Raw genomic sequence first — 14,828 nt, 5'->3', positions numbered from 1 at the left:
GAGGCTGACGCCGCCTCGCGTGTGTGGCTAACATCACGTCCAACACACGGCAATGTTGCCGGAGCGTTACGGAGGTGTGCGACGTGCGGTCAGCCAAAGGACAACGCGCTCTGAGGCCGGTCCTCTGCGGCGTTCGCACCATCTGGGACGCCGTCGGTGACGGCGCCTTCTTCTGCCCCGGCTGCGGGGGAGACCGCAACTACCGCCGGCTCACCGGCCGCCGCCGCCTCACCGTCCTCGGTGTCCCGCTGGTCGGCAGGGGCGAGACCGAGCCCGTCGTCGAGTGCGCCGCCTGCCTCGCCCACTACGCCCCCGAGGCGCTGGACCACCCCACCACGACCCGGTTCTCGGCGATGCTCCGCGAGGCCGTCCACACCGTCACCCTGGCCGTCCTCGCCGCCGGGGGCACCACCTCCCGCACCGTCCTGGAGGCCGCCGTCGCCACCGTGCGCGACGCCGGGCTCGACGACTGCACCCAGGAGCAGCTGTTCACCGTCGTCGAGGTGCTGGCCGCCGACACCGGGCAGGGCTCCGGTTCCGACCCGGCCGCCGAGGCCTGCGGCCCGACCCTCGCCATCGAGCTGCACGAGGTGCTGGCCCCGCTCGCCCCGCACCTGGCCACCGCCGGCCGCGAGTCCGTCCTCCTCCAGGGCGCCAGGATCGCGCTGGCCGACGGGCCCTACCGCACCGCCGAGCGCCAGGTCCTGACCACGGTCGGCAGCGCCCTCCAGCTCCCCGCCGACGACACCGCCCGCCTGCTGGCGGCAGCCGCCCGTACGCCCTCGTAGAGCATCCTTCGCCGCCGGCCCGCCACGGGCCGACCCGGGTGGGCGACAATGGGCCCATGAGCTTGTTCCGGGACGACGGCATCGTGCTGCGTACGCAGAAACTGGGCGAGGCCGACCGGATCATCACGATCCTGACCCGCGGCCACGGCCGGGTGCGGGCCGTCGCCCGCGGGGTGCGCCGCACCAAATCCAAGTTCGGCGCCCGCCTGGAGCCCTTCTCCCACGTCGACGTGCAGTTCTTCGCGCGCGGCAGCGAGCTGGTCGGCCGCGGGCTGCCGCTCTGCACCCAGAGCGAGACGATCGCCCCCTACGGCGGCGGGATCGTCGCCGACTACGCCCGCTACACGGCGGGCACCGCGATGCTGGAGACCGCCGAGCGGTTCACCGACCACGAGGGCGAACCGGCCGTCCAGCAGTATCTGCTGCTCGTCGGCGGCCTGCGCACCCTCGCCCGGGGCGAGCACGCCCCCCACCTGATCCTGGACGCGTTCCTGCTGCGCTCGCTCGCGGTCAACGGATACGCGCCCAGCTTCGAGGACTGCGCCAAGTGCGGAATGCCGGGTCCGAACCGGTTCTTTTCGGTCGCGGCGGGGGGCGTCATATGCGGTGACTGCCGGGTCCCCGGCAGCGTCGTACCCTCGGCACAGGCCCTGGCCCTGCTGAGCGCGCTGCTCAGCGGCGACTGGGCGACGGCGGACGCGTGCGAGGCACGCCATGTCAGGGAGGGGAGCGGGCTGGTGTCCGCCTATCTGCACTGGCATCTGGAGCGCGGGCTGCGCTCGCTGCGGTACGTGGAGAAGTGACGCGGTACGTCGTGAAGTGACGCGGTACGTGGAGAAGTGACGCGGTACGTCGGGCAGACGACGCGGCGCGTGGAGAAGTGACACAGGGAGACTGAGAAGCTCATGGCAGTACGCGGGATCCTCGGCGGCCGTAACCGGCGCACGTACAAGACCCCCGAGCCGCACCCCACGGGCGCGACGCCTCCGAAGATCCCCGGCGAGCTGGTGCCCCAGCACGTCGCCGTCGTGATGGACGGCAACGGCCGCTGGGCCAAGGAGCGGGGTCTGCCCCGTACCGAGGGCCACAAGGTCGGTGAGGGCGTCGTCATGGACGTTCTCAAGGGCTGTATCGAGATGGGCGTGAAGAACCTCTCGCTGTACGCCTTCTCCACGGAGAACTGGAAGCGCTCGCCGGACGAGGTGAAGTTCCTGATGAACTTCAACCGCGACGTGATCCGCCGCCGCCGTGACGAGATGGACGAGCTCGGCATCCGCATCCGCTGGGTGGGCCGCATGCCCAAGCTGTGGAAGTCCGTCGTCCAGGAGCTCCAGGTCGCCCAGGAGCAGACCAAGGACAACGACAAGATGACGTTGTACTTCTGCGTCAACTACGGCGGCCGAGCCGAGATCGCGGACGCCGCGCAGCGCATCGCCCAGGACGTGGCGGCCGGGAAGCTCGACCCGTCCAAGGTCAACGAGAAGACGTTCGCGAAGTACACCTACTACCCGGACATGCCGGACGTGGACCTCTTCGTGCGCCCCAGCGGCGAGCAGCGCACCTCGAACTACCTGATCTGGCAGAGCGCGTACGCCGAGATGGTCTTCCAGGACGTTCTCTGGCCGGATTTCGACCGTCGGGACCTGTGGCGGGCCTGCCTGGAGTACGCCCAGCGCGACCGCCGCTTCGGCGGAGCGGAGGCGGTGGAGGCGGCGAAGGCGGCGAAGGCCGCGAAGGTCGCCGAAGCCGCTGAGAAGTGAGGGGACAAGCGCTACGAAAGTGGCGCGAAAAGTGACGTGAAAGAGGCGGGACCGGGACGTTTGTACGCGTCCCGGTCCCGCCTTTTCCCGTTCGTTTCGCTTGCGGAACAGCCCTCAGGCCTTGCTCGCGGCGCACTCCGCGCATGTGCCGAACACCTCGACGGTGTGCGCGACGTTCACATAGCCGTGCTGGGCGGCGATCATCTCGGCCCACTGCTCGACGGCCGGGCCCTCGACCTCCACCGCCTTGCCGCAGAGCCGGCAGACCAGGTGGTGGTGATGGTCGCCGGTCGAGCACCGCCGGTAGACGGACTCGCCATCGGCGGTGCGCAGGACGTCGACCTCACCCGCGTCGGCGAGGGACTGCAAGGTCCGGTAGACCGTCGTCAGGCCCACGGAGTCGCCGCGGTGCTTGAGGACGTCGTGCAGCTCCTGGGCGCTGCGGAACTCGTCGACCTCGTCGAGCGCCGCCGCCACCGCCGCCCGCTGCCGGGTGGACCGGCCGCGTACCGGCGCTGCGTTCGTGCCACTGATCGGCGCCGTGGCCACAGCTGCCTCCTCGTGTCGCCCGTACATGTGTCGGGCCATTGTGCCAGCCCGGCCGGGTGCCGCCGGCGAACACGTACGGTGCGACTCGGTCACACCCACGGCGGTCACACGCACCGCTGTCACACCCGTACGTCGTCCCTGTCCCGGCGGGCCCCCGGTACCTCAAGGGTGCACTCGGCCCCCTTCGCCTCGCTCGCCCGTGCCCGGCGTCTCGCGAGCGGAGCGGCGAGCGCGGTCAGCGCCACGAACACCGCGATGGCCAGCAGCACGATCGTCGCGCCGGGCGGAACGTCCTGGTAGTACGAGGTCACGGTGCCGGTGAGGGTCACGGCCGTGCCGATCACCACGGCCAGCACGAACGTGACCTTGAAGGACTTGGTGATCTGCTGCGCCGCCGCCACGGGCACCACCATCAGCGCGCTGACCAGCAGCAGGCCGACGACCCGCATCGCGACGGTCACGGTCACGGCGGCGGTCACCGCGACCAGCAGGTTCAGCACCCGCACCGGAAGACCGGACACCCGGGCGAACTCCTCGTCCTGGCTGACGGCGAACAACTGCCTGCGCAGCCCCACCGTGACCAGCACCACGAAGGCGGCCAGCACGCAGATCGCGGTGACGTCCGACTCGGAGACGGTGGCCAGCGAGCCGAAGAGGTACGAGGTCAGATTGGCGTTGGAGCCCGTGTCGGACAGGTTGATCAGCATGACGCCGCCCGCCATGCCGCCGTAGAACAGCATCGCCAGGGCGAGGTCGCCGCGCGTGTGTCCGTACCAGCGGATCAGCTCCATCACGACCGCGCCGGCCACCGCGACGGCGGTGGCCATCCAGACGGGGCTGGTGGAGAGCAGGAAGCCGAGGCCGACGCCGGTCATCGCGATGTGCCCGATGCCGTCGCCCATCAGGGCCTGCCGCCGCTGCACCAGGTAGATGCCGATGGCGGGCGCGGTGATGCCGACCAGGACGGCCGCGATCAGCGCCCGCTGCATGAAGGGAGGGTTCAGGAATTCGAAAAGCATCAGGTCAGCAGTCCCGTCCGGACGGGCTCGGCGGCCGCGTGGGGGTGTACGTGGTCGTGGCCGGGCAGCGCGTGCTGGCCGAGCGCCTCGGGCGGCGGCCCGTCGTGCGTCACGCAGCCGTCGCGCAGGACGACGGCCCGGTCGATCAGCGGCTCCAGCGGGCCCAGCTCGTGCAGCACGAGCAGCACGGAGGTGCCCAGCGCCACCTGCTTGCGGAGGGTCGAGGCGAGGATCTCCTGGCTGGCCAGGTCGACCCCGGCCATCGGCTCGTCCATGATCAGCAGCTCCGGCTCGGCGGCCAGGGCGCGGGCGATCAGGACCCGCTGGTGCTGGCCCCCGGACAGCGCGCTCACCGAGTCCTTGGCGCGGTCGGCGAGGCCCACCAGCGCGATGGCCCGGTCCACGGCCGCCCGGTCGGCCTTCCCGGGCCACCGCAGCCCCGTACGGGACAGCCGGCCGGAGGCGACGACCTCGCGGATCGTGGCGGGCACGCCACCGGCGGCCGTGGTGCGCTGCGGCACGTAGCCGATCCGGCCCCATCGACGGAAGCGGCGCAGCTCGGTGCCGAACAGCTCGACGGTGCCGCCGGTCAGCGGGACCTGCCCGATGACGGACCGTACGGCGGTGGACTTGCCGGAACCGTTGGCGCCCAGCAGCGCGACGACCTCGCCGCGGTGCACCGTGAGGTCCACGCCGCGCAGCACGGGGCGTGCGCCGAGGGTGGCCGTGGCGGCGCGCAGGGCGATGACGGGCTGCGCGTGGTCGGTGGCCACGGGCTCGCGGGTGGTGCTCTCACGCTCCGGCATGAGCGCCTCCGATCCGATGGCTGTACGGGTGGTGCGGGTCACTTCGCGCCGAGTGCCTTCTGCAGCGCGGCGAGGTTGGACTCCATGACCTCGATGTAGTCAGCGCCCTGGGACTTGTCCGTGATTCCCTCCAGCGGGTCCAGAACGCCGGTCTTGAGCCCGGTGTCCTTCGCGAGGGTCTTCGCTGTCTTGTCACTGGCGAGCGTCTCGAAGAAGACCGTGGTGGCCTTCTCCTTCTCCGCGATGGTGTGGATCTCCTGGATCCGGGCGGGGCTCGGCTCGGCCTCGGGGTCGATGCCCGCGATGCCCTGCTGGGTGAGCCCGTAACGCTCGGCGAGGTAGCCGAAGGCGGAGTGGGTGGTGATGAACGTCTTGGTGGAGGTGTTCTTCAGCCCGGTCTCGTACGCCGTGTTCAGCTCACCCAGCTCGGCGACGAGGGCGGCGGTGTTCTTCTTGTAGTCGGCGGCGTGGTCGGGGTCGGCCTTCTCCAGCGACTCGCCGACGCCCTTGGCGACCTCGGCGTACTTCACCGGGTCCAGCCAGATGTGCGGGTCGGCGCCGCCCTCCTCGCCGTGGTTGTGGCCGTCGCCCTCGGAGTGCTCCTCGGGGGTCTCTTCCTCGTGGCCGTGCTCTTCGTCGTGGCCAGGCTCTTCGTGACCGGGCTCTTCGTGGCCGTGCTCTTCTTCGCCTTCGTGACCGTGGTCGTGTCCGCTGACCTCGGAGCCGTGGTTCTCCAGGGTGGTGAGGGTCGCGGCGTCGACGGTGTTCTTCACACCGGACTGCTTGATCGCGTCGTCCACGGCCGGCTGGATGCCCTTGAGGTACAGCACGTAGTCGGACTCGCTGATGGAGCCGATCTGGCGGGGGTTGAGCTCCAGGTCGTGCGGCTCGACGCCCGGCTTGGTGAGGCTGGTGACCGAGACGTGCTCGCCGCCGATCCTCTCGGCCAGGAACTGCATCGGGTAGAACGACGCGGTCACCTTCAGCTTGTCGCCGTTGCCCCCGTCCGCTGCGTCGGAGGTGGAGCAGGCCGAGAGAGCGGTCAGGCCGAGGGCGACTGCTCCGGCGACGGCGGTGGTGGGTATGAGGCGGCGTACGTTCATGACAGTCATTTTCAACTAAAGTGGAAACGATTGTCAACAAGGCTGATGAGATGCCCGGAAGGTCACCTAGGAGCACCGAGAAGATCACCGGGAAGTTCACCGGGAAGATCCTTCGCGTCCCACCGATTTGATCCCAGGGGTGCGCCCGCCGGTAATCTGAAGCATTCGCCGTTCGTCACCGTCGTAATGAAGAGAGCACCGTGGCCGCCGACAAGATCGACACCATCGTCAGCCTGAGCAAGCGCCGTGGCTTCGTCTACCCCTGCAGTGAGATCTACGGTGGCCAGCGAGCCGCCTGGGACTACGGGCCGCTGGGCGTCGAGATGAAGGAGAACCTGAAGCGTCAGTGGTGGCGCTACATGGTCACCGCGCGCGAGGACGTGGTCGGTCTCGACTCGTCGGTCATCCTGGCCCCGGACGTCTGGGTCGCCTCGGGCCACGTCGCCACCTTCTCGGACCCGCTCACCGAGTGCACCTCCTGTCACAAGCGCTACCGCGCCGACCACCTGGAGGAGGCGTACGAGGAGAAGCACGGCAAGCCGCCGGTCAACGGCCTCGCCGACCTCAACTGCCCCAACTGCGGCAACAAGGGCACCTTCACCGAGCCCAAGCAGTTCTCGGGTCTCCTCTCCACCCACCTCGGCCCGACCCAGGACTCCGGCTCGGTCGCCTACCTGCGCCCCGAGACCGCCCAGGGCATCTTCACCAACTTCGGCCAGGTGCAGCAGACCTCGCGCAAGAAGCCGCCGTTCGGCATCGCGCAGATGGGCAAGTCCTTCCGGAACGAGATCACTCCGGGCAACTTCATCTTCCGGACCCGCGAGTTCGAGCAGATGGAGATGGAGTTCTTCGTCAAGCCGGGCGAGGACGAGGAGTGGCAGCAGTACTGGATGGACCAGCGCTGGAACTGGTACACGGACCTCGGCATGCGCGAGGAGAACATGCGCTGGTTCGAGCACCCGAAGGAGAAGCTCTCCCACTACTCCAAGCGCACCGCCGACATCGAGTACCGCTTCCGCTTCGGCGGCAGCGAGTGGGGCGAGCTGGAGGGTGTGGCCAACCGCACGGACTACGACCTCAAGGCGCACTCCGAGGCGTCGGGCACCGACCTCCAGTACTACGACCAGGAGGCCAACGAGCGCTGGACGCCGTACGTCATCGAGCCCGCGGCCGGTGTCGGCCGCGCGATGCTGGCGTTCCTCCTGGACGCCTACGTCGAGGACGAGGCCCCCAACGCCAAGGGCGTCATGGAGAAGCGCACCGTGATGCGCCTCGACCACCGCCTGGCCCCGGTCAAGGCCGCGGTCCTGCCCCTCTCCCGCAACCCGCAGCTCTCGCCGAAGGCCAAGGGCCTGGCCGCCGACCTGCGCAAGAACTGGAACATCGAGTTCGACGACGCCGGCGCCATCGGCCGCCGCTACCGCCGTCAGGACGAGATCGGCACCCCGTTCTGCGTCACCGTCGACTTCGACACCCTCGACGACAACGCGGTGACCGTGCGCGAGCGCGACACCATGAAGCAGGAGCGCGTCTCCCTGGACCAGATCCAGGCGTACCTCGGCTCGCGTCTGCTCGGCTGCTGACACCCGCACCTGTGCGTGAGGCCCCCGGTTCCGGGTACGGGACCGGGGGCTTCGTCGTACGGTCCACCGGAGCCCCCGCCGCCGTTCCTGGAGGTACGCGATGCCGTCCAGCACCACCAGCAAGGTCAGCAGATGGGACCAGCACGGCCGTGAACACGTCGTGCAGGTGAGGAAGTCGGGCATGACGCGCGCGCTGACGTGCTCCACCTGCGCATGGCGCCGCCCGGCGCAGTTCCTGCCCTGGCTGAAGGCCGAGGAGCACCTGGCCGAGGCCCACCAGGCGACGGTCGACCCGACGGCCTGAGACCTCGACGGCCTGAGCCCTCGACGGCCTGAAAACCGGGTGCGGGGCGTTCGCGGGGCGGGGTACGGTCTCCGCATGTCTTCGTTCTTCCAGATCTACGAGTGAGAGCGCGGCGGGTGCGCACACCCCGCCGCAGCCCGGGACCGGCGCGACCGGCCCCGATCCTTCACCTGATTCACTTCACACGTCGCATGGGAGAACGCCATGGCCAAGAGCCGTAACAACCTCCTCGGTGTCGGCGGACAGCGCAAGAAGCTGTCCCGCGCCGAACAGCAGGGCGCGGGTTCCGCGCGAGGCGCCGACCGCAAGGCCGCCGAGGACAAGAAGCAGGAGCTGGTGCGCAAGATGCGCGAGCGCGCCGAGGCGCAGGCGGCCACCACCACCGCCGCCGAGCCCGGCGAGCAGGGCGCGTCGCCCGCACAGAGCTGACGCCTGAGCATCACCCCGTAGGGCCGTGGGCCCGGATCATCCGTGATCCGGGCCCACGGTCGTGATCCGGGCCCGTCCGCCCGCCCGTCCGCCCGTCCGTCCGTCCGTCCGTCCGCCCGCCCGTCCGCCCGCCCGACCGCCCGCCCGACCGTACGTCCGTACGTCCGTGCGTCCGTGCGTGGTCCGTCACCGGCGGAACAGATACGGGTGTCGCCGAGCCAGCTCCCGCGTGATCGCCTCGTCGGTGGGGTCGGTGACCTCCCAGTCGTGCCCCGACGGATGCCCGGCGAACAGACCGCAGGCCGCGTCCGCGTTGCGGGGGGCGCGGACCGCACACCAGGGGAGTGGCAGCAGCCGTACCTGCCCCGCGCGCCACCGCGCCCAGACGGCGCTTCCCGGCCGCCCGCCCTCGTCCCACAGCATCGTCGCGTGCGCCTCGTCGTGGCCCTCCCCGAGTTCGCAGAGCAGGTGTCCGGCCTCCGGGCGGCGATCCGGGACCGACAGGGCGAGCACGTGCTCCGGGGGCGGCAGTAACGCGACGGCGGTGCACTGGTTCATGGGTACGGGTCACCCTTCGGGGGAGTCGCCTGATACGAGCCGCTCCGCGATCAGGTCGCCGAGCGGATCGTCCACGTCCCAGGAGTGGGGCGCGGTGTGGTGGTCGAAGAAGGAGCACCGCCGCACGACGTCCGTGTCGAACCGGCGGAGGAGGGCGGGGCACCAGGGCGCGCGGTCGGTCCGGTGGACGCGTTCGGGCCCGCCGCCGGTCCAGAAGAACCACTGGGCCGGTGAGTCGGGCGTCCGGCCCGGCCGGAGGTAGGCGGCGTGTTCGGTGTGCGGGCCGTCGTGCTCGCCGAGTTCGCACAGGACATACGGTTCCGGCTCGTCCGGGTCGTCCACCTCGGGGGCGAGGAGCCGCAGTACGGCTTCGGGAGGGAGAAGGGTGACGGCGGTGCACTGGAGCACGGCGGTCAACTCCGTTTCGTATGGCGGGATTACCGGTCGGCCGGGTGGCCACGCCACCCGGCGAGCGTCAGGCTCAGCCCGACGGCGGGGTCGAGCACGGTGAACAGCGCGGGGAACCCGGCCTCCAGGGCCCGTATGGCGTGGTCCTGATGCGCACTGCCGGTGGCCCAGCGACGCAACTCCTCGGGGGCGTCGGAGCCGTGGAAGCGGACCGCGCGCACATCGCCGGTCGGCAGTCGTACGGATTCGGGAGCGAGGGCGAGTCCATGGCCGTTGGCCAGACGGAGCGCCTGCCGCCGGAGCCAGACGAGGACGAGCCGCCGGTTCCGTACGACGACCCCGCCGAGCGAGGCGAACCGCTGCCCGTCGGAGAGGGTGACCTCGGCCGCGTAAGCCGTTGAGCGCGTCATGCGGGCCGTCCGGGTCCGCCGTGCCGGATCAGCTCCCGCAGCCGGTCGGCCGCTGCCTCGACCTCCGCCACGACGGCGGCGCGGCTCGCGAGGCGTTCCTGGATGGCCGCGTCCAACTCGGCACAGAACAGTACCCGGTAGCCGGGGTCCGACTCGACGCGTACGAGCTCGGCGAGCGGCGGGGTGTACCGGTGACGGCGTTGGGCGAGCCGGGCCCGTAACCGGGCAAGGGGGCGCGGGCTCACAGGACCTCACCCCGGCTGCGGGCGTTGAGGCGGGCGGTACGGGCGCGGAGCTGCTCTATCAGGACTGCGGGCCGCACATGGCGGGGCTCGGCCTCCCACTCCGCGCCGCCCCCTACCGGCCGCAGCGACCAGTAGGGGCCGGCGACCCCTCGGAACTCCCCCACGCGGTCGGCGCGGCTGGTGTCGACCAGGAGGGTTCCGAGGGCGGGGATGGAGGTGTTGGAGGGCGTGGGTGTATTCGGGCGTACGTTCTCGCCGTACATCATTCGCTCCTCTCCGTAGCCGTTCGGCTACCGGGGCGATTCAGCGTGGCCTAGGGTCGGAACGTCTTCAACCTGCGCTCTTTGCTCGGATAGTTAGGGCTTCGACATGGTGAATCGCAAGCAGCTCGACCCCGAGGACCCGGATGTCTCCTTCGGCTTGCAGCTCAGGCAGGCCAGAGACGCGCGTGGCTGGACGCAGGATGAGTTAGCCGGACGCATGGGGTGCTCGGGGACGCATATTTCGGCCGTGGAAACTGGTCGGCGCTCTCCGACTCCACGTTTTGCGAGAAGTGTTGACAGGGCGCTGGGGACCGGCGAGAAGTTCAGCCGCATGGTTCAGGCGATGAAGGACCTGACCCAACTGGAGGGCTTCCCGGAGTACGTGCGCTACGAGGGCCGGGCGGTGGAGATCAGGCTGTACGAAGTCGGGATCATTCCTGGGCTGTTGCAGACTCCGGAGTACGCACGAGTCCTGGCCGACAGTGCCGTACAGCGCGGGGCGATCACGCCGGAGCAGGCCGACGAACGGGTGGCCTTCCTGATGGAGCGCCAGGCAGCGTTGGTGCGGACGAATCCGCCCATGCTCTTCGTGACTATGGACGAAAGCTGCATTCGACGTCCGGTGGGAGGCTCCGCCGTCATGAACGCCCAGTTGGACCGGCTGATGGAGTTCGCCGAATTGCCCAACACGTTGCTACAGGTGGCTCCGTACGAGATCGGTGAACAGCGGACGTTCAACCTTCCGGTCTACCTGCTGACCATGCCGGACCGGTCCGTGATCTGCTACGCCGAGTCGCAGACACAGGGACACCTCGACCGGGAAAGCTCATTCGTCCTGCCCGTGTTGACGGCCTACCATCAACTCCAGGGCGCGTCGCTGTCGCAGACGGCGTCTGTGGCCAAGATCAGCCAGTTGCGAAAGGGCACCCTGTGACGACCGAATCCCCCCGATGGTTCAAGTCCTCGTACAGCGACAACGGCGGTGCCTGCATTGAGGTCGCCGCCAACCTCGCCGCCACGCGCGGCATCGTCCCGGTCCGTGACTCCAAGGTCGTGGACAGCCCCGTGATCGCCGTCCCCGGCACCGCGTTTGCGGCGTTCGTCGCGGGCGTGCGGGGCGGGACGTTCGACACCGTCTGAGGAACCGAGCAACCGGATGTCCCACCGTGCCGCGCAGGGTGGGACATCCTGCTGTTCGGAGAGAATGGGCACCTTTTGATGACCACCACCGACACCAGCGGGCGCGAGCCCGAACCCCGACCGCTCGTGCGTCGCGGGATTCAGCGTCTGGCACCCGCGCAGTGGGGGACCGGTCGCTCGGTCTGGGAGGCGGAGCTTTCAGGCAGAGACCTGGTGGTGGATCGCCTGGAGGTGCGGGAGGGCGCCGCCTCGGAGTACGCGGCGCGTGTGCTCGGTCTCGACAGTGAGCGTGTCTGGATCAGGAGCCGCCGGTTCGTCCTGGACGGGAAGCCGGTGCTGCTCTCGACGTCGTACCTCCCGGCGTCTCTGGTCCAGGGTTCGGCCATCACCGAGCCGGACACGGGCCCCGGTGGGATCTACGCTCGGCTCGCCGAACTGGGCCATGGACCAGTCCACTTCCGGGAGGAGGTTCGCTCGCGCATGCCGCTGCCCGAGGAGACCGCGAAGCTCAGGCTCCCGGCCGGCACGCCCGTCATGCTCATCTGCCGGACCGCTTTCGCGGAGGAGGGGCGTGTCGTGGAGGTCAACGAGATGGTGCTCGATGCCGCCGCGTACGTCCTGGAGTACGCCTTCGACGCGTGACCGCCGCCCCGAGGCCCTCTGGTGCACGCCCGGCCGCACCGTGCATGGTGGTGCTGCCTCTGCTTCCTGCGGCGAAGGGACACCTGTGATGCCCGAATCCCCGTGCTGGTTCACGTCCTCGTACAGCAACAACGGCGGTGCCTGCATTGAGGTCGCCGCCAACCTCGCCGCCGCGCACGGCATCGTCCCGGTCCGTGACTCCAAGGTCGTGGACGGCCCGGTGGTCGCCGTCCCCGTCCCCGCGTTCGCGGCGTTCGTCGCGGGCGTGCGGGGCGGGACGTTCGACACCGTCTGACAACGCACCGAGCAACCGGATGCCCCACCGTGCCGCGCGGGCCCGCACGGTGGGGCATCCTGCTGTTCAGACGAGGTCGTGCCGCCAGCGCAGCGCGGGGTGGCCGTCGATCCAGTACACGTGGGCCTCCTTCGTGACGCGGAGCCGTACCTCGGTGATGTCGGGGCGGTCCGCGTCCTGCCAGGCGGTGAGGGCCTGCTCGATCACGTCCCACAGGGCGATGGGGCCGCCCTGGCGGACCGTCCAGGTGCCGTCGTTCTCCGTGAACGAGGCGAAGGACTCGCGCTCCGGGTCGAAGAGGTACAGCAGCCGGTTACCCTCCTGCGACGTCGCGCGGGTGAAGCGCGCACCTGGAGCCGCGAGTTGGGCGAGGAACGCGGGCATCCAGTCCTCCAGCAGGAGCGGGGACACCTTGGTCTGGCGCTCACTGTCGGCGTAGGCCGTGCGGGCCGACAGGTCACCATCGACGGGCGCCTCCGCCTGGGACCGGGCCTGCATGAACGAGCTGCGGCCGATGATCGCGCCCTCGGCGGTACCGTCCTCCGCGACGGTGACCTTCGCCAGGCCGGTGCCGTAGTGCCAGGAGCCGCCGACCGTGGTGAGGACGATGCCGCCCGGCTTGGTCTGCCTGATCCAGGCGTAGGGGATGCGGCGCACCGCGCAGGTGGCGATGACGCGGTCGTACGGGGCGCGGCGAGGGTGGCCGAGGAGCCCGTCGCCCGCGACGGTCCAGGTCGAGTATCCGGCCGTTTCCAGGGCGTCGTCGGCCCGGGCCGAGACGCCGGGGTCCACCTCGACCGTGGTGACGGCGTCCTCCCCGAGGCGGAAGCACATGAGGGCGGTGGAATAGCCGGTTCCTGTGCCGATCTCCAGGACCTGATGACCGTCCTCCACCTCCAGCTTCTCCAACATGTCAACGACGGTGACCGGGGTGGTGGACGAGGAGGTCGGGGAGCCGGTCACGGGATCGCTGACCTGGTCGGCGGTGAGGTGCCCGTCGAGCTGGGTGGTCAGGGACGCGTCACGGTAGGCGATCCGTACCCACGCGGCCGGGTCGCTCCCAGATGCGGTCACCGGCTGCCACCGGCCGCCTTCTGCGGGCAGGAACACGCCGGGGTTCAGGAACAGCTCGCGGGGAACGGCCTCCACCGCCGCCCGCCACGGGGAGCTGATGAGGACACCCGCCCGCGTCAGGCGCCCGGCGAGGGCACGCCGCTCCTGGGCGGTGTCGGTCTCGGTGTCGGTCATGGGGCAACTCCTTGCCTCAGCAGTTCAGCGAATGCGGCGGACATCGGGAGGCCGGTGGACTCCTCCAGCCATCCCCACTGTCCGTTCGGGTTCAGCTCCAGCCACCAGAGGCCACCGGTCTCGTCGACGGCGAAGTCGAAACTTCCCGAGGCCAGCCCGAAGTGGTCCAGGTACGTCAGAAGCGCCTTCTCCACGCGGTCGGGCAGGTCCACCACGCGGTAGGACAGGGCCGAGTAGTCCTTGCGCCAGTCCAGCATCCCGGACTCGATCCGTACGGCGAACACCTGGCGGCCGACGACCAGCACGCGAAGGTCGGCCGCCTTGTTCACGACGGCCTGGAAGAGGTGAGGCACCAGAGCCACACGCTCGTCGATCTCTGTCGCCACGACCGGGTCGGCCCACCCGGTGACGGGAACGCCACCTCGCTGGTAGGGCGTCCACCGGAGCGTCTTGAAGATCACCTGATCATGGCTGCCGACGAAGGACCGCGCCTCGTTCGGGTCGTTCGTGACCAGTGTCGGCGGCACCGTCAGCCCTAGGCGCTGGGCAACCGCGAGCTGGGCCGGCTTGTAGTCGGCGGCGGCGTTGCGCAGCGGGTGGTTGACCCACAGTGGTCCGTCGAGGGCGTACAGGGTCCCGCCGAGCCCGTAGCGGGTGTGGGCCGCCGCGAACCGTGCGTCGTCCGCACCGAGATCGTCGAAGGCCGGCCACACCGGGCGGCGCCAGTACACCGACCGGACCTCGGCCAGCTCCACGAGGCGTGACGGGGTGCGGAGCTGCCCGGCCGCAGGGGCCGGGCAGCTCCCGAAACGAGCGGTGACCGTCAGGGCCGCCCCGATGTCGGCGGGGTTGAACCTGGTCACCGGTACGTTGCGTCGGTTCAGTGCCCTGATCACCATGTCGGCGGTGAGATCGTCCGCCTCGGTGGCCACCAGCACAGGCCTTCTGTCGGTCACAGGTCAGTCCTGCTCGGAGTCCTGGTCGTGCCCCTGGTCGGGGGCGGAGTCCGAGTTCGTGATCGTGCTCGTTTCGGTGCCTTTGCTGGTGCCGTGCTTGCCCATCTCGAGCACCGTGCCGCTGCGGTCGGTGAAGATTCCGAGCTGGGTGTCGGGGTCGAGCGAGACCACAGCGTGGGGGCGATGAGTGACGGTCGGGTACGGGGCGAGCCGATCGGCTCCCCAAGGGCGCATGTGGGGCTCAACTGCGGTAGCCATCCTGGCCTCCTTGACGACGGTGGTTGTTGCCGAACCTGAAGCTAAGGGCACCGTTGATCGAGTA

At 69.9% G+C, this 14,828-nt stretch carries 21 protein-coding genes and 1 pseudogene; 10 read left to right on the top strand and 12 right to left on the bottom strand.

The window, feature by feature from the left end; all coding sequences use genetic code 11:
• The first annotated feature begins 83 nt into the window (after positions 1-83).
• The 3 genes from ACH4KB_RS18975 to ACH4KB_RS18965 all read left to right on the top strand — a co-directional run bounded on the left by ACH4KB_RS18975 (position 84) and on the right by ACH4KB_RS18965 (position 2,548).
• Positions 84-788, top strand: a complete 705-nt coding sequence (locus tag ACH4KB_RS18975; RefSeq protein ID WP_018961198.1) for a TerB family tellurite resistance protein — start codon at positions 84-86, stop codon at positions 786-788.
• Positions 789-844: 56 nt separating this feature from the next.
• Positions 845-1,591 carry a DNA repair protein RecO gene (gene recO, locus ACH4KB_RS18970; RefSeq protein WP_026237355.1) on the top strand — a complete coding sequence of 249 codons (747 nt, stop codon included), beginning with the start codon at positions 845-847 and terminating at the stop codon, positions 1,589-1,591.
• Positions 1,592-1,693: 102 nt separating this feature from the next.
• Entirely contained in the window at positions 1,694-2,548 is an 855-nt protein-coding gene (locus ACH4KB_RS18965) for an isoprenyl transferase (RefSeq protein ID WP_398067039.1), read from the top strand.
• A 114-nt stretch (positions 2,549-2,662) separates the two neighbouring features.
• Here ACH4KB_RS18965 and ACH4KB_RS18960 read toward each other — a convergent pair whose 3' ends face one another.
• The 4 genes from ACH4KB_RS18960 to ACH4KB_RS18945 all read right to left on the bottom strand — a co-directional run bounded on the left by ACH4KB_RS18960 (position 2,663) and on the right by ACH4KB_RS18945 (position 6,025).
• Positions 2,663-3,097, bottom strand: a complete 435-nt coding sequence (locus tag ACH4KB_RS18960) for a Fur family transcriptional regulator (RefSeq protein ID WP_398067038.1) — start codon at positions 3,095-3,097, stop codon at positions 2,663-2,665.
• A gap of 119 nt (positions 3,098-3,216) precedes the next feature.
• Positions 3,217-4,116, bottom strand: a complete 900-nt coding sequence (locus ACH4KB_RS18955; protein WP_398067037.1) for a metal ABC transporter permease — start codon at positions 4,114-4,116, stop codon at positions 3,217-3,219.
• Positions 4,116-4,922 carry a metal ABC transporter ATP-binding protein gene (locus tag ACH4KB_RS18950; RefSeq protein ID WP_398067221.1) on the bottom strand — a complete coding sequence of 269 codons (807 nt, stop codon included), beginning with the start codon at positions 4,920-4,922 and terminating at the stop codon, positions 4,116-4,118. The genes ACH4KB_RS18955 and ACH4KB_RS18950 overlap by 1 nt, the downstream gene beginning before the upstream one ends.
• 38 nt (positions 4,923-4,960) lie before the next feature.
• Entirely contained in the window at positions 4,961-6,025 is a 1,065-nt protein-coding gene (locus ACH4KB_RS18945) for a metal ABC transporter substrate-binding protein (RefSeq protein WP_398067036.1), read from the bottom strand.
• A 200-nt stretch (positions 6,026-6,225) separates the two neighbouring features.
• Here ACH4KB_RS18945 and ACH4KB_RS18940 point away from each other — a divergent pair, with 200 nt between their 5' ends.
• From ACH4KB_RS18940 to ACH4KB_RS18930, 3 genes are all read left to right on the top strand, one after another.
• Positions 6,226-7,608 (top strand): glycine--tRNA ligase, encoded by a 1,383-nt coding sequence (locus tag ACH4KB_RS18940; protein ID WP_018961192.1) that lies wholly within the window; start codon positions 6,226-6,228, stop codon positions 7,606-7,608.
• A 100-nt stretch (positions 7,609-7,708) separates the two neighbouring features.
• Positions 7,709-7,912, top strand: coding sequence for a hypothetical protein (locus ACH4KB_RS18935; protein ID WP_398067035.1), 204 nt, complete (start codon positions 7,709-7,711; stop codon positions 7,910-7,912).
• A 204-nt stretch (positions 7,913-8,116) separates the two neighbouring features.
• Entirely contained in the window at positions 8,117-8,341 is a 225-nt protein-coding gene (locus tag ACH4KB_RS18930; protein WP_398067034.1) for a DUF6243 family protein, read from the top strand.
• A 186-nt stretch (positions 8,342-8,527) separates the two neighbouring features.
• On the opposite strand, the gene ACH4KB_RS18925 is transcribed toward ACH4KB_RS18930, so the two are convergent.
• Genes ACH4KB_RS18925 through ACH4KB_RS18905 form a run of 5 tightly spaced genes read right to left on the bottom strand, consistent with a single transcriptional unit; the run spans position 8,528 to position 10,225 of the window.
• The gene (locus tag ACH4KB_RS18925; RefSeq protein WP_398067033.1) at positions 8,528-8,899 is read right to left on the bottom strand and encodes a hypothetical protein; all 372 of its coding nucleotides are present in this window, start codon (positions 8,897-8,899) and stop codon (positions 8,528-8,530) included.
• Between the two features lie 9 nt (positions 8,900-8,908).
• Complete coding sequence (locus ACH4KB_RS18920) at positions 8,909-9,307, bottom strand: hypothetical protein (protein WP_398067220.1); 399 nt, start codon at positions 9,305-9,307, stop codon at positions 8,909-8,911.
• A 29-nt stretch (positions 9,308-9,336) separates the two neighbouring features.
• A complete protein-coding gene (locus ACH4KB_RS18915) occupies positions 9,337-9,717 on the bottom strand; it encodes a hypothetical protein (protein ID WP_398067032.1) in 381 nt (126 codons plus the stop codon).
• The gene (locus ACH4KB_RS18910) at positions 9,714-9,962 is read right to left on the bottom strand and encodes a hypothetical protein (RefSeq protein WP_398067031.1); all 249 of its coding nucleotides are present in this window, start codon (positions 9,960-9,962) and stop codon (positions 9,714-9,716) included. The genes ACH4KB_RS18915 and ACH4KB_RS18910 overlap by 4 nt, the downstream gene beginning before the upstream one ends.
• The gene (locus tag ACH4KB_RS18905) at positions 9,959-10,225 is read right to left on the bottom strand and encodes a hypothetical protein (RefSeq protein ID WP_398067030.1); all 267 of its coding nucleotides are present in this window, start codon (positions 10,223-10,225) and stop codon (positions 9,959-9,961) included. Before ACH4KB_RS18905 ends, ACH4KB_RS18910 begins: the two co-directional genes overlap by 4 nt.
• A 106-nt stretch (positions 10,226-10,331) precedes the next feature.
• Here ACH4KB_RS18905 and ACH4KB_RS18900 point away from each other — a divergent pair, with 106 nt between their 5' ends.
• The 4 genes and pseudogenes from ACH4KB_RS18900 (at position 10,332) to ACH4KB_RS18885 (ending at position 12,302) form a co-directional block, all read left to right on the top strand.
• Entirely contained in the window at positions 10,332-11,159 is an 828-nt protein-coding gene (locus tag ACH4KB_RS18900) for a Scr1 family TA system antitoxin-like transcriptional regulator (protein ID WP_398067029.1), read from the top strand.
• Positions 11,156-11,365, top strand: coding sequence for a DUF397 domain-containing protein (locus tag ACH4KB_RS18895; protein ID WP_398067028.1), 210 nt, complete (start codon positions 11,156-11,158; stop codon positions 11,363-11,365). Before ACH4KB_RS18900 ends, ACH4KB_RS18895 begins: the two co-directional genes overlap by 4 nt.
• 117 nt (positions 11,366-11,482) lie before the next feature.
• Positions 11,483-12,007 (top strand): annotated as a pseudogene (locus tag ACH4KB_RS18890) (GntR family transcriptional regulator); the annotation flags it as partial.
• 85 nt (positions 12,008-12,092) lie between these two features.
• On the top strand, positions 12,093-12,302 hold the full coding sequence (locus tag ACH4KB_RS18885; protein WP_398067027.1) for a DUF397 domain-containing protein: 210 nt from the start codon (positions 12,093-12,095) through the stop codon (positions 12,300-12,302).
• Positions 12,303-12,368: 66 nt separating this feature from the next.
• On the opposite strand, the gene tgmC is transcribed toward ACH4KB_RS18885, so the two are convergent.
• The 3 genes from tgmC to tgmA are packed head-to-tail and all read right to left on the bottom strand — an operon-like array spanning position 12,369 to position 14,764.
• The gene (gene tgmC / locus ACH4KB_RS18880) at positions 12,369-13,550 is read right to left on the bottom strand and encodes an ATP-grasp peptide maturase system methyltransferase (protein ID WP_398067026.1); all 1,182 of its coding nucleotides are present in this window, start codon (positions 13,548-13,550) and stop codon (positions 12,369-12,371) included.
• Complete coding sequence (tgmB, locus tag ACH4KB_RS18875; RefSeq protein ID WP_398067025.1) at positions 13,547-14,506, bottom strand: ATP-grasp ribosomal peptide maturase; 960 nt, start codon at positions 14,504-14,506, stop codon at positions 13,547-13,549. Before tgmB ends, tgmC begins: the two co-directional genes overlap by 4 nt.
• A gap of 3 nt (positions 14,507-14,509) precedes the next feature.
• A complete protein-coding gene (gene tgmA / locus ACH4KB_RS18870; RefSeq protein ID WP_398067024.1) occupies positions 14,510-14,764 on the bottom strand; it encodes a putative ATP-grasp-modified RiPP in 255 nt (84 codons plus the stop codon).
• Positions 14,765-14,828: the final 64 nt, after the last annotated feature.

The sequence above is a fragment of the Streptomyces sp. NPDC017520 genome (assembly GCF_044329855.1).
Classification (GTDB): domain Bacteria; phylum Actinomycetota; class Actinomycetes; order Streptomycetales; family Streptomycetaceae; genus Streptomyces.
Note: the sequence above shows the minus strand (reverse complement) of the source record. Positions and strands in the feature narration are given on the sequence as shown.